General features: G+C 67.3%; 21 protein-coding genes. 4 read left to right on the top strand and 17 right to left on the bottom strand.

Annotated features, from left to right (window positions below; translation table 11 throughout):
* Positions 1-5: 5 nt before the first annotated feature.
* On the bottom strand, positions 6-1,541 hold the full coding sequence (locus tag BW991_RS17855) for a helicase HerA-like domain-containing protein (protein ID WP_076603477.1): 1,536 nt from the start codon (positions 1,539-1,541) through the stop codon (positions 6-8).
* 64 nt (positions 1,542-1,605) lie between these two features.
* Entirely contained in the window at positions 1,606-2,241 is a 636-nt protein-coding gene (locus tag BW991_RS17850; RefSeq protein WP_076603476.1) for a hypothetical protein, read from the bottom strand.
* Between the two features lie 179 nt (positions 2,242-2,420).
* Here BW991_RS17850 and BW991_RS17845 point away from each other — a divergent pair, with 179 nt between their 5' ends.
* Complete coding sequence (locus BW991_RS17845) at positions 2,421-3,149, top strand: YebC/PmpR family DNA-binding transcriptional regulator (RefSeq protein WP_076603475.1); 729 nt, start codon at positions 2,421-2,423, stop codon at positions 3,147-3,149.
* Positions 3,150-3,252: 103 nt separating this feature from the next.
* Here BW991_RS17845 and BW991_RS17840 read toward each other — a convergent pair whose 3' ends face one another.
* From BW991_RS17840 to frdA, 6 genes are all read right to left on the bottom strand, one after another.
* On the bottom strand, positions 3,253-5,280 hold the full coding sequence (locus BW991_RS17840) for a cytochrome C (protein WP_076603474.1): 2,028 nt from the start codon (positions 5,278-5,280) through the stop codon (positions 3,253-3,255).
* Positions 5,281-5,385: 105 nt separating this feature from the next.
* Entirely contained in the window at positions 5,386-6,687 is a 1,302-nt protein-coding gene (locus BW991_RS17835) for an ethylbenzene dehydrogenase-related protein (RefSeq protein ID WP_076603473.1), read from the bottom strand.
* Between the two features lie 122 nt (positions 6,688-6,809).
* A complete protein-coding gene (frdD, locus tag BW991_RS17830) occupies positions 6,810-7,178 on the bottom strand; it encodes a fumarate reductase subunit FrdD (protein WP_076603472.1) in 369 nt (122 codons plus the stop codon).
* On the bottom strand, positions 7,175-7,582 hold the full coding sequence (locus tag BW991_RS17825; RefSeq protein ID WP_076603471.1) for a fumarate reductase subunit C: 408 nt from the start codon (positions 7,580-7,582) through the stop codon (positions 7,175-7,177). The genes frdD and BW991_RS17825 overlap by 4 nt, the downstream gene beginning before the upstream one ends.
* On the bottom strand, positions 7,579-8,343 hold the full coding sequence (locus BW991_RS17820) for a succinate dehydrogenase/fumarate reductase iron-sulfur subunit (RefSeq protein ID WP_076603470.1): 765 nt from the start codon (positions 8,341-8,343) through the stop codon (positions 7,579-7,581). The genes BW991_RS17825 and BW991_RS17820 overlap by 4 nt, the downstream gene beginning before the upstream one ends.
* Positions 8,336-10,147: a fumarate reductase (quinol) flavoprotein subunit gene (frdA, locus tag BW991_RS17815; RefSeq protein ID WP_076603469.1), complete on the bottom strand. Its 1,812-nt coding sequence runs from the start codon at positions 10,145-10,147 to the stop codon at positions 8,336-8,338. Before frdA ends, BW991_RS17820 begins: the two co-directional genes overlap by 8 nt.
* Positions 10,148-10,474: 327 nt before the next feature.
* Between frdA and BW991_RS17810 the strand changes: the two genes are divergently transcribed.
* Together BW991_RS17810 and BW991_RS17805 are read left to right on the top strand one after the other, a co-directional pair.
* Complete coding sequence (locus BW991_RS17810; RefSeq protein WP_076603468.1) at positions 10,475-11,356, top strand: DMT family transporter; 882 nt, start codon at positions 10,475-10,477, stop codon at positions 11,354-11,356.
* A 156-nt stretch (positions 11,357-11,512) separates the two neighbouring features.
* Positions 11,513-12,883 carry a dicarboxylate/amino acid:cation symporter gene (locus BW991_RS17805; RefSeq protein WP_088179632.1) on the top strand — a complete coding sequence of 457 codons (1,371 nt, stop codon included), beginning with the start codon at positions 11,513-11,515 and terminating at the stop codon, positions 12,881-12,883.
* 103 nt (positions 12,884-12,986) lie between these two features.
* Here the strand turns inward: BW991_RS17805 and BW991_RS17800 are convergent, their stop codons facing one another.
* On the bottom strand, positions 12,987-13,907 hold the full coding sequence (locus BW991_RS17800; protein ID WP_076603466.1) for a hypothetical protein: 921 nt from the start codon (positions 13,905-13,907) through the stop codon (positions 12,987-12,989).
* A gap of 177 nt (positions 13,908-14,084) precedes the next feature.
* Positions 14,085-15,902, bottom strand: coding sequence for an autotransporter domain-containing protein (locus BW991_RS17795; protein ID WP_076603465.1), 1,818 nt, complete (start codon positions 15,900-15,902; stop codon positions 14,085-14,087).
* 173 nt (positions 15,903-16,075) lie between these two features.
* On the opposite strand from BW991_RS17795, the gene ruvC reads away from it, so the two are divergent.
* Positions 16,076-16,639 (top strand): crossover junction endodeoxyribonuclease RuvC, encoded by a 564-nt coding sequence (gene ruvC / locus BW991_RS17790; protein ID WP_076603464.1) that lies wholly within the window; start codon positions 16,076-16,078, stop codon positions 16,637-16,639.
* A gap of 22 nt (positions 16,640-16,661) precedes the next feature.
* Here ruvC and BW991_RS17785 read toward each other — a convergent pair whose 3' ends face one another.
* From BW991_RS17785 to BW991_RS17755, 7 genes are all read right to left on the bottom strand, one after another.
* Positions 16,662-17,243, bottom strand: a complete 582-nt coding sequence (locus BW991_RS17785) for a peroxidase-related enzyme (RefSeq protein WP_076603463.1) — start codon at positions 17,241-17,243, stop codon at positions 16,662-16,664.
* A 54-nt stretch (positions 17,244-17,297) separates the two neighbouring features.
* Positions 17,298-17,825, bottom strand: coding sequence for a Gx transporter family protein (locus BW991_RS17780; RefSeq protein WP_170879131.1), 528 nt, complete (start codon positions 17,823-17,825; stop codon positions 17,298-17,300).
* Positions 17,806-18,195, bottom strand: a complete 390-nt coding sequence (locus BW991_RS17775; RefSeq protein ID WP_076603462.1) for a NusG domain II-containing protein — start codon at positions 18,193-18,195, stop codon at positions 17,806-17,808. Before BW991_RS17775 ends, BW991_RS17780 begins: the two co-directional genes overlap by 20 nt.
* Positions 18,192-19,070 (bottom strand): RNase adapter RapZ, encoded by an 879-nt coding sequence (gene rapZ, locus BW991_RS17770; protein WP_076603461.1) that lies wholly within the window; start codon positions 19,068-19,070, stop codon positions 18,192-18,194. The genes BW991_RS17775 and rapZ overlap by 4 nt, the downstream gene beginning before the upstream one ends.
* An 89-nt stretch (positions 19,071-19,159) precedes the next feature.
* Positions 19,160-20,080: an MBL fold metallo-hydrolase gene (locus BW991_RS17765; RefSeq protein WP_076603460.1), complete on the bottom strand. Its 921-nt coding sequence runs from the start codon at positions 20,078-20,080 to the stop codon at positions 19,160-19,162.
* Positions 20,077-20,262: a DUF1289 domain-containing protein gene (locus BW991_RS17760; protein WP_076603459.1), complete on the bottom strand. Its 186-nt coding sequence runs from the start codon at positions 20,260-20,262 to the stop codon at positions 20,077-20,079. Before BW991_RS17760 ends, BW991_RS17765 begins: the two co-directional genes overlap by 4 nt.
* On the bottom strand, positions 20,259-20,468 hold the full coding sequence (locus tag BW991_RS17755; protein ID WP_076603458.1) for a DUF1289 domain-containing protein: 210 nt from the start codon (positions 20,466-20,468) through the stop codon (positions 20,259-20,261). The genes BW991_RS17760 and BW991_RS17755 overlap by 4 nt, the downstream gene beginning before the upstream one ends.
* Positions 20,469-20,519 lie beyond the last annotated feature (51 nt).

The following is a 20,519-nucleotide window of genomic DNA, read 5'->3' as shown; positions in this document are numbered from 1 at the left end:
GTGCTTCATCGGCGGCGTCCGCCCAGTAGCGAACCGAGCAGTCCGCGCACGATCTCGCGCCCGACCGAACTGCCGATCGTGCGCACGACCGTCTTCGCGGCGATCTCGACCAGCCCCTCGCGCTTGCCGCCGCGCGGCCCGGTCGAACCGAACAGGATGTCGCCCATGCCGCCCAGCGCACCGCCGCCGTCCTGCCCCGCGCCAGGCGCCTGCCCCGCGGGCGCACCGGCTGAAGCACCACCGGCAGCGCCGGCCGCGGCGCCTCCCGCCTGCGCGCGCAACATCTCGTAGGCGGACTCGCGATCGAGCAGTTTCTCGTAATGGCCGTACAGCACCGAGCCCTGGATCGCGGCCTTGCGCTCGTCCGCCGTCATCGCGCCGAGGCGCGACGCGGGCGCGATCACGAAGGCGCGCTCGACGACCTCGGGACGGCCCTTGTCGTCGAGGAAGGACACCAGGGCCTCGCCCACGCCCAGTTCGGTGATCGCGGTCGCCGCGTCGAAGGCCGGATTCGAGCGCATCGTGTCGGCGGCGGTCTTCACCGCCTTCTGGTCGCGCGGCGTGAAGGCGCGCAGCGCGTGCTGCACGCGGTTGCCGAGCTGGCCGAGCACCGTCTCGGGCACGTCGAGCGGGTTCTGCGTCACGAAATACACGCCGACGCCTTTCGAGCGGATCAGGCGCACGACCTGCTCGACCTTCTCGACCAGGGCCTTGGGCGCGTCGTTGAACAGCAGGTGCGCCTCGTCGAAGAAGAACACCAGCTTGGGCTTGTCCAGGTCGCCGACCTCGGGGAGTTGCTCGAACAGCTCCGCCAGCATCCACAGCAGGAAGGTCGAATACAGCTTGGGCGAGTGGTAGAGCTTCTCCGCGGCGAGGATGTTGATCACGCCGCGGCCCTCGCCGTCGGTCTGGATCAGGTCGGCGAGGTCCAGCATCGGCTCGCCGAAGAAGCTGTCGCCGCCTTCCTGCTCGAGCGCCAGCAGGCCGCGCTGGATCGCGCCGATCGAGGCGGCCGAGACGTTGCCGTATTCGGTCGTGAACGACTTCGCGTTGTCGCCCACGTACTGGATCATCGCGCGCAGGTCCTTCAGGTCGAGGAGCAGCAGGCCATTGTCGTCGGCGATCTTGAACACCAACTGCAGCACACCGGCTTGCGTCTCGTTGAGGTTCAGCAGGCGCGCGATGAGCAACGGCCCCATATCGGAGATCGTCGCGCGCACGGGATGCCCGAGTTTGCCGAAGACGTCCCAGAACACCACCGGGTTCGCGCGCGGCGCGTATTCGGAGATGCCCAGCGCGGCGAGACGCTGCATGAGCTTTTCGGACGCGACGCCGGCCGCACCCGCGCCCGACAGGTCGCCTTTCACGTCGGCCATGAACACCGGCACGCCGATCGACGCGAAGGCCTCGGCCATCTTCTGCAGCGTCACGGTCTTGCCGGTGCCGGTCGCCCCGGTGATCAGGCCGTGGCGGTTTGCGAGGCGGGGCAGCAGGGTGATGTCCTTGTGGGCGTTCTTTGCGATCAGCAACGGCTCAGTCATGTCGGGATGCCTCTCTTGTTCGTTTGTGGCGGATTCAGTGTAGCAGCGGCGCGGCGGGCGGCCGTCACGGCGGCGAGCGGAAGTCGCACAGGGTCACGCAGCGCTCGTAAGCGTCGTCGCACGCGACGCTGTGCGGGGCACAGGCCCGCAGCCGTTCCCCGCAGCCGCGCACGCAGGCATTCCATTCGGGCTGCGCCGGCGTCGGCCGCGTGAGCAGGCGCCGGGCCTCGCTTTCTGCCGTGCAGGCACGCAGCGCGAAAGTTCGCGGCGGCCCCGGGATGCGCTCCCACTCGTCGGCGGAAAACTGCAACTCGCGCTCGAGCGCATCGACGCGCGCCGCATCGAGCAGCCCCGAACGCAGCAGCGACGCGAGCCCATGGCAGTCCGCGCGCCGCGCATCGGCCGCCGTGCGAGCGCCATCGACCGGCAAACCGAGGTTGTGGCGGGCGCATTCGTGCGCGAACAGGAACAGGCGCGACTCCGCCGTCAGGCGCGGCAGGATCGCCTCGTTGTAGCGGATCTCGGAGGCGCCCCCCGGACGGCTCGCGACCACGCGATCGAGTGCGGGATCGCTCACCGCGGCCACGGTACGGCCGTCGGCGTCGGTGCAGCCGTGGTAGCTCGTCCGCTCCTGGGCATGCGCCCCGCCCCCCACGCACAGTTGCGCGAGTACCGCGCCCAGCAAGAGCCTGCGCCGCATCGTCTCTCCCATTCGCGTCACGCCGGCCCGCCGGCATGCGCAATCAAAATAATGACAGGAATCTACCAGACCCGACCGGCTTCGGGTCAGCTCGCAGCCGTGAAGATGGGTGCGGCACCCCTGTATAATGCGCGCGGTTCAGTTCTTTCAACGCCACCCGGCAGGATTCGAGGTTTTTTATGGCTGGTCATTCCAAATGGGCCAACATCCAGCACCGCAAGGGCCGTCAGGACGCGAAGCGGGGCAAGGTCTTCACCAAGCTGATCAAGGAAATCACCGTCGCCGCGCGCATGGGCGGGGGCGACCCGAACTTCAACCCACGCCTGCGTCTCGCCGTCGATAACGCGAAGACGCAGAACATGCCGGGCGAGAACATCGACCGTGCGATCAAGCGCGGCACCGGCGAACTCGAAGGGGTGAGCTACGAGGAATCGCGTTACGAAGGCTACGGCATCGCCGGCGCCGCGGTGATGGTCGACTGCCTTACCGACAACAAGACCCGCACCGTCGCCGACGTGCGCCACGCCTTCTCCAAGTACGGCGGCAACATGGGCACCGACGGCTGCGTCGCGTTCCAGTTCAAGCACTGCGGCCAGCTGATGTTCGCGCCGGGCACGAACGAGGACGCGCTGATGGAAGCCGCGCTCGAGGCCGGCGCCGAGGACGTCATCCCCAACGACGACGGCTCGATCGAAGTCGTCACGGCCCCGTACGAATTCTCCGCCGTGAAGGATGCGCTCGAGAAAGCCGGCTTCAAGGCCGAGTTCGGCGAAGTCACCATGAAGCCGCTGAACGAGACCGAACTTGAAGGCGACGACGCGGTGCGCATGCAGAAGCTGCTCGACGCACTCGACTCGCTCGACGACGTGCAGAACGTCTATACCTCGGCGGTGCTCGACGAGGAATAAGCCCCGCGGCTTTTCACATCGCTCCGCACGCCGCTTCTGCGGTGCTGCGGAACAAAACAGGGCCGGACATCCGGCCCTGTTGCTTTGCGGCCTCCGGCTGCCGTCAGTGCGAGCCGAAGAAACCGATTGCGACCAGCGTCAGCAGCGTCAGGCCGGCGGCGATCAGCGTGAAGCCGAGGATCTTCGACCCCAGCGCCATCGGGCGCGAGGGCGCATCCACGATGTACTTCTCCAGCTCCCCGCTCTGCAGCAGGCGCTCGTATTCCAGCGCGTGCTCGCGGCGGTACTCCTCGACCGGCATCGAGCCCGTGAACATCACGACTTCCAGCGGAAACTTGTCGGGACGGAAGTGGTTGTTGAAGAAATGCACGGTGAACAGGAACACCACCGCCAGGAAGGCTTCCTCGCTGTGGAAGATCGCCGCGACGTTGAACACCCATCCCGGCAGGAAGGTGGCCGTAATGGTCGAGGCCCACATCATCAGCCCGCTCACGCCGATGATGGTCACCCCCCAGAACGGCGCCCAGTAGTCGAACTTCTCCCAGTAGGTCCAGCGGTCGAACACGGGGCGCTCGCCCTTGCCGAAGAACCACTTCAGCATCGCGAGGAAGTCCTTGCCGTCCTGCAGGCCCGGCACCAGCGAGGTGGGGCCGAAGATGCGGAATTCCTTCCAGTTGCGCGCGAGCCGCACGGCGACGTAGGCGAGGTGCCAGAAGAACACCGCAGCGAAGATCACCGCATTGATGCGATGGATCGTCCCCGCGATCTGCGGTCCGCCCAGCGCCTTCATCAGCGGTGCGGCCCAGGGGGCGTTCGGATAGAAGAGCGGGATGCCGGTGAGCGTCAGGATCATCAGGCTTAACGCGAAGGCGAGGTGCGCGGCGCGCCAAGTCGCGGAGAAGCGGCGGAAGTGCTTGCCGGCATGCCTGGCGCCGGCCAGGCCCGGCGCGTCGGCACGCACGTGCGGGCGCACCTTGCCCTGCTGGCGGTCACGCAGTTCGCGCCAGAACCATAGCAGCGTGTGCAGCCAGAAGAAGCCGAAGGTGCCGACCAGCAGTTGCACCATCAGCTGGTTCGCGAGCCACATCTGCGGGTAGCGCTCGAAGTCGCCGGCGTGGCCGTGCGGCTGGTAGCTGGCGAAGCCCGGTGGGGCCTCGGGCAGGTCCTTCTTGCCGTTGTGGCATTCCTTGCAGGTCTTCATCCGGTTGTCCGGATGCACCTTGGAGTCCGGGTTCTTGACCGCCAGCACGTCGTGGCTGCCGTGGCAATCGAAGCACTTGGCGGTGTAGGCGTAGCCCAGCGTGTTGATCTGGCCGTGGTAGGTCGCCTTGTAGGACTTGAAGTTTTCCTCATGGCAGTTGCCGCACTCGGCCGTCACGGCAAGCTTGAACGGCGCGAGCGAGGTGTTGCCGACGGCGTGGGCGCTGTGACAGTCGCTGCACACGGCAGCCTTGGCATCCTTCTTCTGGAAGATCGCCTCGCCGTGGATCGATTCGGTGAAGGTTTCGAGCGATTCCTCGTGGCAGCTCTTGCCGCAGGTCTCGGGCACACCCAGGCGCCACTCGGCGTACTGCGGCGAGTCCTTGGGCGGGACATTGAAACTATGGCTGCTGTGACATTCGTCACAGCTTGCATTCGGTCGCGTGGGGTCGTCGGCGTTCTTGCGCGCGTGGAAAGATTCCTTGTACGCGGCGATGTTGTCGGCAACCACGCCGAGGCGCGGCTTGTCCTGTGCCACGCCCTGCTGCCTGGCGCGCTCCCACAGCTCTTCGTGACAGGATGCGCAGTCCTTCGCCTTCTGCGCCGGATCCCTGCGGTGGGTGTTGTCCGTCTCGGCGTTGTCGGTGATCTCGGTATGACACGCGACACAGTCCATCTTCGCGTGCACGCCCTTCGCGAATGCGTCGGGCGGCACGGCATGCAGCGCGCGCGATTCGCCGTCGGCGCCGGGTACCTCGATCGCGTCCTTGCGGCCATCGTGGCAGCTCAGACATTTTGCGTTCTCCAGACCGGGAGCGGCCGCCGGGGATGGCCCGGCGACGCCGACGAGCAGGAAAGTCAGGACGGCGGCCGTCGCCGCACGGAGATCGACACGGAGATCGACACGGCAATCGAATCGTTTCAGGCGCATGGTCGGGCTTCGGCAAGGGTCCATGAAAACGCCGCGACGAGCGCGGCGTTGTGTATCACAAGCGAGCGGACCCCGAACTTGCCGGATCCCGCTCCCGGCGCCGCCTTACGGCAGCTTCACAGCCTTGATGTCGGCCTTCGCCCCGAACCCGATCGTCTTGACGAAGGACACCTGATGGCCGCGCGTAGTGATATTGTCATCATGCACGGCAAAGCCGATATTGTATACACCTCCGGCCTTAAGGGCCTTGTCATCGTCATTGGCGAGACCGAGCGGACGGACCATGACGACCGTCCACACGCCGTCCTTCCAAGTCGCGATCGCGTTGTTGTCGGCGGCCGATCCCTTGGCGTCGGCACGGCTGACGACGTAGTCGGGGATCATGTCGCCTTCCTTCCAGCCGGCGTTGGGATCGAAGGGCACCGCGTTCTGCTCGCGGATCAGGAAGTGATCGCCCTTGCGCAGCTGGTCGACGGTGATCGACTTGTAGCCGACCTTGCTGGCGTCCCACATGAACTTCGGCTGATGCGTCTTCGCATCCGCGTTGCCGCCGAACATGTCCTTGCCGGAATCGCTGAGGCGGAATTCCAGCACGTAGCCGTCGTCGGTCATGCCGACCGGGTTGCTGCGGTGCGCGCGCCACTGGATCAGGTCCACGAAGCCGCCCGCCGCCTTGATCTTGGCGATGTCCTCGACGCTCTTGCCGGTCTTCCAGTCGGACGGGTCGGTGCGCGTGTCGGGCAGGTACTTGCGCACGTCGCGCTTCTTGATCGCCTGCAGCAGCGCGTTGTTGGCGGCCTCGTCCTTGGTAAATTGCTTGGGCATGTCGCGCTGGCCATCGTGACAGGTGAGCCAGCAGCCTTGGTTCGCGAAGCCCGGCACCTTGCCGTCGTCGATCATGATCGACATGCGGTCTTCATAGATGCCCATCTCTTCTCCGTCCTGCACCGGCTTGTCGAGCTTCGGATAGCCGAACACCTTCCACTCCTTGCCGTCGAAGCGCAGATACTGGTGCTCGACGCCGGGATAGGCGTTGTCGGTCTGCCACTGGAATCGCAGGTAGGCGTTCTTCGCGTCGTACGCGGCCTGCACCTTCAGGGCCTTGTAGCCGGACTTGCCCTTGACCGGGCGCGGCTCGAGCCGACCGCCCTTGACCAGCTTCTCGCCGATGTCCTTCTCGGCATCCTCCTCGTCGTGGCAGGAGGTACAGGAGTCGCCGCGCTTGACCTCCTTCACCGCCCCCTTGTGCTCCTCGCTGCGCAGCCATTCGTACGACGACTGCCCCGGGAAGAACAGCGGCACGGTCACCGCAGGAACCTTGCCCCAGTTGATCTTTGCCGGATCGGCGGCCTGCGCCGCACTGATACCCAGAAGCGCCAGACTCACGAGCAATGCCGTTTTTTTCATTTTGCGTTCCCCTGTATTTCGATATGACAAGAAGGCCCGACGGATCGGGCCCATCGCGCTTGCAGGTCGAGACCCACGCGGAGCGAAGACATGCACCATCCCTCTCTTCCTGGAGGTTCCGTTCAGAATCCTAACGCCATCAATGCCCATGTCGCCAGTATGGTTACAAGCAGCGCCACCCCATAACATGCGAATTGCATCGCAGTGCCCGCCCGCACGCCGAGGTCGTGCAGGCTGTGGAGGATGCGGTGCATGGCGTGCCACATGAACAGCGCGACGACAAGGAACAGCAGACCCTTGCCCGCCCAATGCTGCGCGAAGGCCTGCATGCGCGGCCAGCTCATCGCGTCCGCGGGAAGGATGATCCCCAGCGGCACCGCGATCCCGGTGATGAACACGAGCACCGGCCCGAAAAGTGCCGCAAGCATGCCGCCGGCACCGAACAGCCCCCAGAAGACGGGCGCATTGGAGCGTCTGGTGATCGATTTCATCGCGTCGCCCCCCACGCGAGGATGAGCACCACGAGGCTGCAGGCCGTCGTCGCTGCCACGCCACAGGCCGTGATTACCCCGGGGGCGACACGCTTGCCGCCGAAAATGAGTGGCGGCATGGTCCTGGGCATGATGCGGAACCAGGTCCAGCAGTGGTACGCGAAGGCGGCCAGCAGTACGCCGTGGAATACCAGCGACACGGGGCTGCGCAGCGCCTCCAGCCACCCGTTCCACGCCGCTTCGCCCTGCGCGAGGCGCCGCAGTCCGACCAGCAGCACGAGGGCGTAGGCCGCGACGAAGAGTGCGGTCGCCTCATGCACCATGTATTCGACGAAGAAGGGATTGCGGCGCCACCAGCCGGCCATCGGGCGCACGTAGGGACGGCGCGGATCGGACGTGTTCATCTGGCGCCTCCCTTCGGGGTGATGAATCTCAGGAAGTAGTCTCCGGCCGCACGGGTCTTGTTCTGGTTGACCGCGTTGGCCGGATCGACGTGCTTCGGACACACCTCGGAGCAGTAACCGACCGCGGTGCAGTTGAAGACGCCCGCCTCCGAGCCGGCGATCTCCATGCGCTCGGCGGCGGCGCCGTCGCGCGAATCGGCGTTGTAGCGATGCAGCAGGGCCATGATGCCCGGCCCGACGAACTCGGGATTCAGCCCGTACTGCGGGCAGGCCGCGTAGCACAGCAGGCAGTTGATGCAGGAGCTGAACTGCTCGTACACGTCGAGCTCGGCGGGCGTCTGCAGGTACTCGCCCTGCGCGAGAGTTCGCGCTTCCTTCGGGATGATGTAGGGCTTGATGCGTTCGAGCTTGGCGAGGAAATCGTCCATGCGGATCACGAGGTCGCGCTCGATGGGGAAATGCGCCAATGCTTCGACACGCACGGTGCCGGCAGGAAAATCGCGCAGGAAGGTCTTGCACGCGAGGCGCGGCTCGCCATCTATCATCATCCCGCAGCTGCCGCAGATCGCCATGCGGCACGACCAGCGGAAGCTCAGCGTGCCGTCGAGCCAGTCCTTGATGTACTGCAGGCCCTGCAGCACCGACATGTCGTCGGTGAAGGGCACGTCGTAGCCCTGCAGGAAGGGCTCCTCGTCCTGCTCCGGGCGATAGCGCAGGACTTCGATCCGTACGACCTTCCCGTTTCCGGTCGTCTCAGCCACGGTTCGCCTCCCCTGTCCGTCCGGGCAGCGCGGCCCGCTCCTGTTCGGCCCGCTCGCCTGCGGCGCCATAGGCGCGGGTGCCCGGCGGCGAACCGGTGATCTTCACGTCGCCGTAACCGATGCGCGGCGCGTCGGCGCCCGCGTGATACGCCAGCGAATGCCTGAGGAAGTTGGCGTCGTCGCGCTCGCCGAAACCGTCCAGCCGCTGGTGCGCGCCGCGCGACTCGCGCCGCTCGAGCGCGGACCACGCCATCGCCTGCGCGACTTCGAGCTGGTAGCCAAGCTCGATCGCGAGCAGCCAGTCGGTGTTCCACACGCTCGACGTGTCCTCGACCCTGACCCTGCGATAGCGCTCGCGCAGTTCGGCGAGCTTGTCGCAGGTCGCCTGCATGCTGCGTGCTTCGCGGTAGATGCCGCAGCCGTCCTCCATGCTCTGCGCCATCTCCTTGCGCAGGGTGGCGATGCGCTCCGTGCCGGAAGCGTTCGTCACGAGCTCGAGCGCGCGCTGCTGCGACGCCGCGGCCTGCTTCAGCAGCACGTCTGCCGGACCGTGCGCCACCGATTTTGCGAAGGCGGCGGCCTCGGCGCCGGCCGTCTTGCCGAACACGCACAGTTCGGCGAGGGAATTGGAGCCGAGGCGGTTGGCGCCGTGGATGCCGACGCTGGAACACTCGCCGGCCGCGTACAGGCCGGGCAGCGGCGCGGCACAGCGTCCATCGACGAGGATGCCGCCCATCGTGTAATGCACCGCGGGCCGCACCGGAATCGGGGTCTTCGCCGGATCGACGCCGAGGAATTCCTCGGCGAGCTCGTAGATCTGCGGCAAGCGCTCGCGCAGCTTGGCTTCGCCGAGGTGGCGCAGATCCAGATGCACGACCGGCCCGTGCGGGCCGTCTATCGTGCGCCCCTTCTGCTGCTCGTACCAGAAGGCCTGGCTGAGGCGGTCGCGCGGCCCCAGCTCCATCGCCTTGTTGCGCGGCGTCGGCTCGGCCGGCCCGAGGCCGTAGTCCTGCAGGTAGCGGTAGCCGTCCCGGTTCAGCAGGAAGCCGCCCTCGCCGCGACAGGCCTCGGTGAACAGCAGGCCGGTGCCCGGCATGCAGGTGGGGTGGTACTGGACGAATTCCATGTCGCGCAGCGGCACGCCGTGGCGGTAGGCGAGCGCCATGCCGTCGCCGGTGACGATGCCGCCGTTGGTGTTCTCGCGGAACACGCGCCCGGCGCCGCCGGTGGCGAGGATCACCGCGTTGGCCTGGATCAGCGTGAAGCGGCGCGAGGCGATGTCGACGACCACGACGCCCTGCACGCGGCCGTCCTCGACGATCAGGTCGAGGCAGAAATGCTCGTCGAAGCGCCGGATCGACGGGTACTTGATCGAAGTCTGGAACAGGGTGTGCAGCATGTGGAAGCCGGTCTTGTCGGCGGCGAACCACGTGCGCTCGATCTTCATGCCGCCAAAGGCGCGCACGTTGATGTGGCCGTCCTCCTTGCGGCTCCACGGACAGCCCCAGTGCTCGAGCTGCACCATCTCCTCGGTGCAACGCGCGACGAAGTCCTCGACCACGTCCTGCTCGCACAGCCAGTCGCCACCGGCGACGGTGTCGTGGAAGTGGTGCTCGAGGCTGTCGTGGGCCTGCACGACGCCGGCCGATCCGCCCTCCGCGGCCACGGTATGGCTGCGCATCGGGTAGACCTTGGAGACCAGCGCGATCTTCAGCGACGGGTCCGACTCGGCGGCCGCGATCGCGGCGCGCAGGCCGGCTCCGCCCGCACCAACGATGGCGACGTCTGCCTTCCAGGCATCCATGACGCTTTCCTCCTTTCGGCGGGCCCGGCAATGCCCCGGGCCACGGAAGACCGGCTCCTGCGACCGAAAGGAAATCGACCCTCATTTCGGGCGCGGAAACGACACTATTCTTCTTATATACCAACGTCACCGACAGAACTATGACGTTGTGCAATCCAGTGTAACTCCCGCTGCGCGCCCCCACAACGCCGCGATGCGAGCCGGGCCTGACGGCATGCGAGAAAATTCATCAAGCGCCGACCTAGTGACGACGCGCACGCATCAACGTGCATGTAAGATGGAATCCTTCCGCCCTGCCGGGCCCGCACCGCACGTTCCCGACACGCCATGGCCGCTCTCCATCCCCGCCTGACCGCCGTAGCCCCGCTCCTCTTCGTCCTGCTGTGGAGCACCGGCTTCATCGGCGCGAAATTCGGCCTGCCCTTTGCGGCACCGCTGACCTTCCTGAGCACCCGCTACGTGCTGGTCATCACGCTGATGGGCGCACTGGCATTCGCCATGCGCGCGCCCTGGCCGCGCGACTGGCGCCAGGTCATGCACATCGGGGTGGCCGGCCTGCTGGTGCAGGCAACCTACCTCGGCGGGGTGTTCATGTCGATCGACCGCGGCCTGCCCGCCGGAGTCTCCGCCCTGGTGGTCGGCATGCAGCCGCTGCTGACGGCGCTCGGCGCCGGCTGGCTGCTGGGCGAGCGGGTCACGCCGCGCCAATGGACGGGGCTGGTGCTGGGCTTCGTGGGCGTCACGCTGGTGGTGAGCAACAAGGTTGCGGTCGGCGTGTCGGCGGCGGAGCTGGGCTGGAAGCTTGCACCGGCGCTCGCGGCGCTGGCGGGGATCACCGCCGGCACGCTGTACCAGAAGCGCTTCTGCCCGAGCTTCGACCTGCGCACCGGTTCGGTCGTGCAGTTCATCCCCAGCCTGCTCGTCACCGCCTTCATCGCCAGCCGCACCGAGCCCCTGCACGTCGACTGGAGCGGGCAATTCGTCTTCGCGCTGCTGTGGCTCGTGCTGGTGCTCTCGCTCGGCGCGATCAGCCTGCTCAATCTGCTGATCCGCAGCGGCAGCGCGGTGAACGTGGCCAGCCTGTTCTACCTGACGCCGCCGACGACGGCGCTGATGGCCTGGCTGCTGTTCGGCGAGACCCTCTCCGGCCTCGCGCTCGCCGGCATGGTCGTCGCCGTGCTGGGGGTATGGCTCGCACGCAAGGCCTGAGGCCTCCGATCCGCGCCGCGTTTCTCGCGCATTCGCCATCTGCCGCATTCCCCTCATCCGCATAGGTGATATCCACAATGCGGAAGTTCACACTGCCCATGATCGCCCTCGGTCGAAATAATCGCGGCCACGCAGTCAATAACCGAGGAGAGGGATTTGGCAAAGAAACCGTTTTACACGTCGCTGTACTTTCAGGTCATCGTCGCGATCGTGATCGGCGTGCTGCTGGGGCACTTCTACCCCCAGACCGGCGCCGCGATGAAGCCGCTGGGTGACGGCTTCATCAAGCTGATCAAGATGATCATCGCCCCGATCATCTTCTGTACCGTCGTCGTCGGCATCGCCGGCATGGAGGACATGAAGAAGGTCGGCAAGACCGGCGGCTTCGCGCTGATGTACTTCGAGGTCGTCAGCACGATCGCGCTGATCGTCGGCCTCGTGATCGTCAACGTCGTCAAGCCGGGGGCCGGCATGAACATCGACGTGTCGACGCTGGATACGAAGGCGATCGCCGCCTACACCGATCCGTCGAAGATGCAGAGCACGACGGAATTCCTCCTGCACGTGATCCCGACGACCGTCGTCGACGCCTTCGCGAAGGGCGAGATCCTGCAGGTGCTGCTGTTCTCGGTGCTGTTCGGCTTCGCGCTGCACAAGTTCGGCGGCCGCGGCACGCTGGTGTTCGACTTCATCGAGAAGTTCTCGCACGTGCTGTTCGGCATCGTCGGCTACATCATGAAGGTCGCCCCGATCGGCGCCTTCGGCGCGATGGCCTTCACGATCGGCAAGCACGGCGTCGGCGCGCTGGCGCAGCTGGGCATGCTGATGGCGACCTTCTACCTGACCTGCCTCGTCTTCATCTTCGGCGTGCTGGGCACGATCGCACGCGTGCACGGCTTCTCGGTGGTCAAGCTGATCCGCTACATCAAGGAAGAGCTGCTGATCGTGCTGGGCACCTCGTCGTCGGAATCGGCCCTGCCGCGTCTGATGGCGAAGATGGAGAACCTCGGCTGCAAGAAGTCGACGGTCGGCCTGGTGGTCCCGACGGGCTACTCGTTCAACCTCGACGGTACCTCGATCTACCTGACGATGGCGGCCGTGTTCATCGCCCAGGCGACCAACACCCCGCTGGACATCACGCAGCAGCTCACCCTGCTCGCGGTGCTGCTGCTGACCTCGAAGGGCGCCGCCGGCATCACCGGCAGCGGCTTCATCGTGCTCGCCGCGACGCTGTCGGCGGTGGGCGGCGTGCCGGTGGCGGGCCTGGCGCTGATCCTCGGCATCGACCGCTTCATGTCGGAAGCGCGTGCGCTGACCAACCTGATCGGCAACAGCGTGGCGACCGTGGTCGTCGCGAAGTGGTGCAAGGACGTCGACATGAAGGTGCTCAACAGCCACCTCAACAACGAGACCGTCGAAGAGGCCAACGATCCCGAGGACGTGCTCGACCTGCAGGACGCGCACATGGACGTGCGCCCGGCGGTCGCCCGGATGGAGCCGCAGCTGGCAGTGCCCGCCCGCGCGTAAGCACGCCGCCTTCGGCTGCAGGAAGCAAATCGGCCCGCCAGCATCTGCTGGCGGGCCGATTTTTTTGCCGCGTGGGGCCGGCAACCGCCGCCCCCGGTGTGCGTCAGCCGGGCAACAACACGCCGGCGTTGCGGATCGCCTTCTGGTACTCGGCCGTCGATTCGTCGATCGTCTTCAGCGCACTGTCGAGTTCGTTGCGTTTCGCCTGGGCGTCGGCATCCGCGCGCAACTTGGCGGCGCGGTCGAGCGTGCCCTTGAGCTGCGCCTCGCGGGCGCTGCCGTTCGGCACCAGCATCGGGATCAGCAAGCGGTAGGTCTCGTTGCGGTCCTGCTCGTAACGGTATTCGTCGCCCTTGCTGTCGAACTGCAGCGTACGCACGAGCGTCTCTCCACCGCGCAGGCGCTCGATCTGGACCTTGGTGCGCAGATAGGCGTGATCGAGGATCGCACGGCCGCGGCGCGCATTTTCGGCTACCGCTGCATCGGCATCCGCCATCAGTTTGTCGACCACCTTCACCTCGCTCCGCCCCTTGTCGTCGCTCTTTTCCTCGGCGATGCGCGCCAGCGCGTCGCGCAGGGCCTTGGTGGACTCCTTGCGCGCCGTGTACTCCTTGAGCTCGCGCGGGTCCGCGGCCGCCGCGGGCGCGGCAGGCTTGGCCGCCGCAGCCGCCGGCTTCACCAGTTCGGCGATGGACAGTTTGGCGCCGAGGTAGGCGTCTTCGAGCAGCAGGCGCGCATCGAGGAGCTTGCCGTCGGCCGCAGCGGCTTCGGCCTGCTTGATCTTCGCTTCGTTGTCCTGCACGACGCGCGAATTGTCCACCTTGCGCTGCTCGCCGACGCGCTTGAGCGCCTTATTGAGCTCCCTGGTGCTTTCGAGCTTGCTCGCGAAGTCGCTTTTCATCCGCGCTTCCTCGGCAGCCACCACGCGGGCCGACTGTACGTCCGCGAACACGTCGGCCGTTCCGAGAAAGCCCGCGCCCGCGATCAACGCGGCACCGAGGGCGAATTTCGATCCGTTCTTCATGCATTTCCCCTTGTTTTGCGTATTCCGGTGCATTGCCTTCCCCGCTTCCAGCCTCCCGTGGCTTCAATCCGGAAACGGGACGGGACGGCCTCGCCGCCCATGACGAAAGTCTAGCGTATTGGCCACACCGCGATCATGGATTTGGTCAAATCGGCGACAGATTCCGCCCCCCGCGCGTCAGAAGCCGAGACTGAGCCCGGCCTGCAACGCGTAGGCGCGCACGTCGTCCTGCGCAACGCGGGTCGACAGGGCGAGGTTGCCGCTCAGGGCTGGCGAGAACTTCGCGCCAATGCCGACGACGGCCGTGCCCCATGTGCGCTCGGGCGCGAAGGCCGGCAGCGCGAAGCCGTTGGCCGGCAGGCTGGCGAGGTTCGCGCGCACTTTGCGGTCGTCGTCCTCGAAATCGCGGTTGAGGGCGACGCGCGCGTACGGCAGGTAGCGACCGAGGCCCCAGCTCGCCTGATAGCCGATGCTGCCGAGCAGGGAATTGCGGTCCTGGCTGCGGAAGGACATCGTGGTCGAGGACTGCCCCTTCTCGGTGAAGCCGTCGACTTCGACCTGCTGCAGGTGCACGCCGAACGTCGGACCGTGACGCAGCGCCCCCGCGCCGAAGTCGTAACCGGCGAGCACGCCCAGGGAATAGTTGGTGCCCGTGGTCGAGCCCTTCATCGTGCGCTGCGCCGCGCCGAGGGTGACGTCGCGCCGGGTGTCGTAGTCGATGTTGCCGAAGGCGCCGACGGCCGTCGCATGCAACGGGCCGCTGCGATAGCCGGCATACAGGGCGACGGTCTGTTCGCGCTGTTCGTAGTCGCCGGTGTCGGCGGAGAAGTCGGCGTCGAGCATGGCCAGGCTTACCGCCGCGCCGACGCTGAGCGAAGGCGTGAGCCAGGTATCTACGCCCACCGCAAAGTCGTAGGGATTGCCGCTGGCGCCGGGAACAGCCTCGCTCGACGAGTACTTCAGGCGCCCGCCGCCGAGGCTGGCCCACAGGTTGCGCCCGCTCTGCCCGCGCGCCCAGGCGCCGAGCGCGAGCTGGTCGTGCACCGTGGAGAACAGGGCTTCACGGGTGTACAGAGGCGACTCGGCCAGCAGCGATACCGCCCCCGGCGCGCGCAGCACGCCCAGCGCGTAGTCGGCGATCACGCGGTGGCCGGCGGTCGTCGGATGCACGCCGTCGGCGAACAGGAAGCTCTGGTCGGCACCGGGAGCGATGAGGTCCGCGGCCGTACATACCAGCGAGGGCGTCAGCCCGCAGGCCGGGAGCGTCACGTTCGCGAAGCCGTAGCGGGCCGGATCCGCGGCGACCTCGTGCAGCAGCGTGAAGGTGTCGAGCGGGATGACCTGGATCCGGGCGGCGGCGAGTCCGCCGTACAACACCTGGTTGTAGGCGCTCGACAGCGCCGTTATGGCTGCGGCATTGACGGGGCCGACGGAAGCGCCGAAAGGCGTTGAGCCGACGTCGGGGAGCGTCGACACGAGGATGTAGCGCGCGCCTGCGGCCTTCAGCGTGCCGACCGCGGCGGCCTGATCGGACGCGGCCGTGACGATGTCGCCGAGCGGGTCGGTGGAGGTATCGAGCGCCTGGAACAGGTCGTTGGCGCCGCCCCACACCGAGTACAACGCGCCCGGATCGGCCCGGCCGCCGGTGGACGCGAGGTAGGCGTCGATCTGGCTGCGGATCGGCGTGGCGAAGCGGGTCGGATCGGCGTCGGGATATCCCGGCAGGGAGGTCACGCGCGCGCCGCCCATCGCGTAGTTGGTGCCGCCGGCCACGGCCGGGGTGGCTTCCGTCCCGAGCGCCGCGGCGAGATTCTCGCTCCACACCGGGCCCGGGTTGGTCGTGAAGCGGCCGGTGCCGGGCGGCACGAAAGCCGAAAAGCTGCCGGCATCGCTCAGGCTGTCGCCGAAGAAATACGTGTTGCTGAAATCGGCGGCAGTCGCGCTCGCGCTGAATGCCGCCGCGACGGCGATGCCGAGCAGGGACGGTCTGATCATCGTGAATCTCCTGTGGGTTCCTGCCGCGAGCCGACTCGCGGCGGGGCGAAGGGGACGAAAGGGGGGGCGAGTATCGTACCGGCATTATCCAGCGTCAATCCGGCCGTCATGCAAGGCACGGCATGTAACAGCGGGTGCGGTGAGGATAGGCGGCCTTCCTTTAGAATGCGCGGATGAAGGTCACATCCGCATCGCGCATCGTCGCGACCCGCATCCTGGGCCTGGACCCCGGACTGCGCATCACGGGCTTCGGCGTCATCGACAAGCTCGGCAGCCAGTTGCGCTACGTCGCGAGCGGCTGCATCAGGACGCGCGACGGGGAGCTGCCGGGGCGACTCAAGACGCTGCTCGACGGCGTGCGCGAGGTCGTCGCGACCTATTCCCCGGATCAGGCCGCCGTCGAGAAGGTGTTCGTGAACGTGAACCCGCAATCCACGCTGCTGCTCGGACAGGCGCGCGGTGCGGTGATCTGCGGCGCCGTGGCGTGCGACCTGCCGGTGCATGAGTACACGGCATTGCAGGTGAAGCAGGCGGTGGTCGGCTACGGCAAGGCGAACAAGGAGCAGGTGCAGCACATGGTGCAGCGCCTGCTCGCGCTCGACGGCAGCCCCAGCCCGGATGCCGCGGACGCGCTCGCGTGCGCGATCTGCCACGCGCATGGCGGCGAGGGGATGACCGGCGGGATCGGCGGACGCCGCCGCGCGGGGCGCATCCTCGTCATGCCGGAGCGGCGCTGACGAGGATCGTGCCCGGGCAAGCTCAGACCTTGGGCAGGCGCCCCATCAGGTAGAACTCGTCGTTCGGCCGCATGCTGGAGAGGTTCGCGAGGCGATTGCTCATCGCGAAGAAGGCGGCGATCGCGCCGATGTCCCAGATGTCGCCCTCGCTGAAGCCGTGTTCGCGCAGGACGGCGAAGTCGGCCTCGTCGACGGTCGCGGCCGCGAGGGCGACCTTCATCGCGAAATCCAGCATCGCACGCTGGCGCGGCGTGATCTCGGCCTTGCGGTAGTTGGTCGCGACCTGGTCGGCGACGCGCGGGTTCTTAGCGCGGATGCGCAGGATCGCGCCGTGCGCGACGACGCAATAGAGGCACTCGTTCGCGCCCGAGGTCGCAACGACGATCATCTCGCGCTCGGCCTTGGTGAGCCCCTCGTTCTTCTCCATCAGCGCGTCGTGGTAGGCGAAGAAGGCGCGGAACTCGTCCGGACGGTGGGCAAGCGTGAGGAACACGTTGGGCACGAAGCCCGCCTTGTCCTGCACCGCGAGGATCTTCTCGCGGATGTCGTCGGGCAGGTCCTTGAGTTCGGGGACCGGAAAACGGCTGATCGCTTGTTCGCTCACGTCATCTCTCCTTTCTCGATAAGTATCAGCATATTATTATTTTTTATACGACGATCAAATCTTCCCCGAAGCCCGGCCCTGCATCAGCTTCGCGGCCACCAGTCCGTTGACCAGCCCGAACACCGTCGCGGCGAGAGCGAACACCGGCACGAGATAGAACACGCCGTCGTGCGGCACCAACCACAGCCGCGCGAGCACGAGCTGGCCGCCGATATGCGCGAAGGCGGCAAACACGCTGAGGCTGACGGGGCCGAACCAGCGGCGCGGCAGATGCATCGCGAACCCCAGCGTGGCGAGGCTCGCGAGCGAGCCCGCGAGGCTGAGGAAGAAGCCGGGCGCGAAAAGCTGACCGAGCAGCAGGCTGCCGGCGAACACGCGCAGCAGCGCGACCCACACGGCGTCGCGCCAGCCCCAGCGCGCGAGCACGATGAGCGTGACGATGTTCGCCAGGCCCGGTTTCACGCCGGGCAGCGGCAAGGGAATCGCGGCCTCGGCGACGGTCAGCACGATCGCGGCGGCGGCCAGCCGCGCGATGCGCTGGTCGTCCGGGGTCGGCACGATCTCAATAGTTGAGGGAGTCATAGTCCGCGGCACCGCCGGCGAGGCTCAGTGACACCTGGTTGGGCGCGCAGATCGCCACCGCACCCGAGCGCGTGAGCCAGCCCTGGCGCACACAGTACTGGCGCGGGCCCGGGTCGGATGCGACGCGCGCACGGCCGGGCTCGATCTCGATGCGCGTGACGCCCAGCGGGCCGGGGACTTCGACGACCTGCGCACGCGCGAGCCCCACTTCGGCGAACACTTTACCGCCGGCACGCACGACCGCCTTGTCCGGCGCCCCGCCGCGCCACAGCGCCAGCGCCGACAGCACGCAGACCAGCAACGCGCCGGCGAGCACGAGCCAGTCGCCCGGCCGCAGCAGGACGATCCATTCGGCCAGACGCGCTTTCACTGGTCCGCCGGCCGCGCCCCGTGATCCAGCTGGCGGCGTGCGGCCGAACGGTGGCGCACCAGTACGCGGACCGAACCGGCAAAATGCTGTCCCAGCTTCTCGGCGAGATACACCGAGCGGTGCTGGCCGCCGGTGCAGCCGATCGCGACGGTGAGGTAGCTGCGGTTGTCGCGCGCATAGCTCGGCAGCCAGGTCGCGACGAAGCGGCGGATGTCCTCGTACATCTGGTCGACCTCCGGCTGGTTCTCGAGGAACTCGATCACGGGCCGGTCCTTGCCGGTGAAGGGGCGCAGCAGCGGGTCGTAGTGCGGGTTCGGCAGGCAGCGCACGTCGAACACGTTGTCGGCGTCGAGCGGAATGCCGTGCTTGAAGCCGAAGGACTGGAACATCAGCGTCAGCCCCGCCGTCGCCTCGATCTGCATGAAATCCTTGATCCAGGCGCGCAGCGTGTTGGCCTGCAGGTCGCTGGTGTCGATGCGGTGGCCGAGTGCGGCGATCGATTCGAGCGCGTCGCGCTCCTTCTGGATCGCCTCTTCGAGCGAGACCTCGTCGCTCGCCAGCGGATGACGCCGGCGCGTCTCGGAGAAGCGCGCGATCAACGTGTCGTCGCGCGCCTCGAGGAAGATCACGCGCAGGTCGCCGACCGTCTTGCGCAGATGCTCGACCTTCTGCGGCAGGGCCTCGATGTTCACCCCGGAACGCACATCGACGGCGACGGCGACGCGTTCGTAGCCCAATCGCCGCAGTTCGGCCGCGAGCTTGGCCAGCAGGCTCGCCGGCAGGTTGTCGACGGCGTAATAGCCGGCGTCTTCGAGCACCTTGAGCGCGACGCTCTTCCCCGAACCCGACAAGCCGCTAATCAGAACGATCTGCATGACCCGAAACTCCGCGTGGAGCGTCGATTATCGCCAAAGCGAGGCTCCACGGCCAGCGCGGGACGATGACAACTATGACTAAAGTCGGATCAGGCGGCGACCAGCAGCTCGCCTTCGCGCCGGGCGACCCCGGCCCGCGTGAGTTCGCCGACCAACCAGTCCGCCAGCGCCTCGGGCGTCAGGCCGAGGAAACGCGCGTTGGCCTCGCGGTACAGCGGCACGCTGGCGAGATGCGCCGGCAGGGCGTCGATCTCCATGCTGCGCGCGTCGAGCAGCGAAAAGGTCATGCAGGCGCGGATCGCGTTGCGCGCCATGCGCGAGCCGTCCTCCTCGAAGGCGCGCAGGCGGGCGAAGGCGCGCGCGAGGGCGTCGTCGAACTCGACGAAGGGCGCGCCGTGCCCGGGGATCACGACGTCGACGGGCAGGCGCGCGATCGCCTCCAGCGTGCGTCGCGCGGCGCCGATGCCGTCGCCCAGCCCGAGCACCTCGGCGAACAGGATGCCGAAGCCGTCGCGCCACAACGCGTCGCCCGAGATCAGGATGCGCCGATCCCGGTTGTGGAACACCAGCGCATCCATGTCGTGACCGGGTGCGGCGATCGCCTGCCACACGAGCTCGCCCATCTCCAGCGTGTCGCCGGGGTGCAGCGCGCGGTCGGCATGGAAGCGCTCGCCCGACTGCGCGGCAGTCGTCAGCAGCAGCGCGTCCTCGTCCCAGGCCGCGACCGTCGGCAGCATGCCCGCGGGCACCGAAATCGCGCAGCCGAAGGTACGCTGCACCAGGGCATTGCCGCCGATGTGGTCGGAATGCGAATGCGTGTTGACGAGATCGGTGAGCCGCCGCCCCGCCAGCACCTCGCGCAGCAGCGCGACCGTCTGCGCGCCGTGGCTGACGTAACCGCTGTCCACCACGGTCGCCCGGCCGCCATCGAACAATACGACGTTGTTGGCCGACAGCCAGCCGCGTTCGAGCACGCGGATCGTGTCGGGCAAGGTCACTGCCGTGCTCATTCGGAGCCTTCGCCGACCTGCGCGGCGACGTTGTCGGGCAGCGGCGCCGTGGCAGGCGGCGGCTCGGCCGCGGCCGGGGGCACCGGCACGCCGTCGATCTCCTCGGGCGTGCGACCGCAGCCGAGACACACGCCGGAGTCCCAGTCGATCATGCACACGCCGACGCACAGCGCCTCGCTCATGCGCCCTCCGGCGACGCGAGCGTCGGCGCCGCGGCGGCGCCCAAGGCCGCGCGACGCTGGGCGACGAGTTCGAGGACGCGCAACTTGTCGGTGTCCTCGCTGCGGCTCCAGCGCGCGATCTCGTCGAGGCTGCGGAAACAGCCTTCGCACAGTCCGGTCGTCGCGCTCATGCGGCAGATGTTGATGCAGGGGGATGCAATGCTCATATCGGGGTCGGGGGGTGTTGTAAGTAGCGGGTGCGGCTTGTTGTGGTGTTT

Source organism: Aromatoleum tolulyticum, assembly GCF_900156155.1.
In the GTDB taxonomy this organism is placed as follows: Bacteria; Pseudomonadota; Gammaproteobacteria; order Burkholderiales; family Rhodocyclaceae; genus Aromatoleum; species Aromatoleum tolulyticum.
Note: the sequence above shows the minus strand (reverse complement) of the source record. Positions and strands in the feature narration are given on the sequence as shown.

Bases quoted from the DNA above. Each gene is read 5' to 3' on its own strand.
- BW991_RS17825 (WP_076603471.1), bottom strand. From the start codon at position 7,582: ATGAACACGTCCGATCCGCGCCGTCCCTACGTGCGCCCGATGGCCGGC.
- BW991_RS17835 (WP_076603473.1), bottom strand. From the start codon at position 6,687: ATGAAAAAAACGGCATTGCTCGTGAGTCTGGCGCTTCTGGGTATCAGT.
- BW991_RS17855 (WP_076603477.1), bottom strand. From the start codon at position 1,541: ATGACTGAGCCGTTGCTGATCGCAAAGAACGCCCACAAGGACATCACC.
- BW991_RS17760 (WP_076603459.1), bottom strand. From the start codon at position 20,262: ATGAGCGAGGCGCTGTGCGTCGGCGTGTGCATGATCGACTGGGACTCC.
- BW991_RS17810 (WP_076603468.1), top strand. From the start codon at position 10,475: ATGGCCGCTCTCCATCCCCGCCTGACCGCCGTAGCCCCGCTCCTCTTC.
- BW991_RS17765 (WP_076603460.1), bottom strand. From the start codon at position 20,080: ATGAGCACGGCAGTGACCTTGCCCGACACGATCCGCGTGCTCGAACGC.
- ruvC (WP_076603464.1), top strand. From the start codon at position 16,076: ATGAAGGTCACATCCGCATCGCGCATCGTCGCGACCCGCATCCTGGGC.
- rapZ (WP_076603461.1), bottom strand. From the start codon at position 19,070: ATGCAGATCGTTCTGATTAGCGGCTTGTCGGGTTCGGGGAAGAGCGTC.
- BW991_RS17755 (WP_076603458.1), bottom strand. From the start codon at position 20,468: ATGAGCATTGCATCCCCCTGCATCAACATCTGCCGCATGAGCGCGACG.
- BW991_RS17800 (WP_076603466.1), bottom strand. From the start codon at position 13,907: ATGAAGAACGGATCGAAATTCGCCCTCGGTGCCGCGTTGATCGCGGGC.
- BW991_RS17780 (WP_170879131.1), bottom strand. From the start codon at position 17,825: ATGACTCCCTCAACTATTGAGATCGTGCCGACCCCGGACGACCAGCGC.
- BW991_RS17845 (WP_076603475.1), top strand. From the start codon at position 2,421: ATGGCTGGTCATTCCAAATGGGCCAACATCCAGCACCGCAAGGGCCGT.
- BW991_RS17850 (WP_076603476.1), bottom strand. From the start codon at position 2,241: ATGCGGCGCAGGCTCTTGCTGGGCGCGGTACTCGCGCAACTGTGCGTG.
- frdD (WP_076603472.1), bottom strand. From the start codon at position 7,178: ATGAAATCGATCACCAGACGCTCCAATGCGCCCGTCTTCTGGGGGCTG.
- frdA (WP_076603469.1), bottom strand. From the start codon at position 10,147: ATGGATGCCTGGAAGGCAGACGTCGCCATCGTTGGTGCGGGCGGAGCC.
- BW991_RS17840 (WP_076603474.1), bottom strand. From the start codon at position 5,280: ATGCGCCTGAAACGATTCGATTGCCGTGTCGATCTCCGTGTCGATCTC.
- BW991_RS17795 (WP_076603465.1), bottom strand. From the start codon at position 15,902: ATGATCAGACCGTCCCTGCTCGGCATCGCCGTCGCGGCGGCATTCAGC.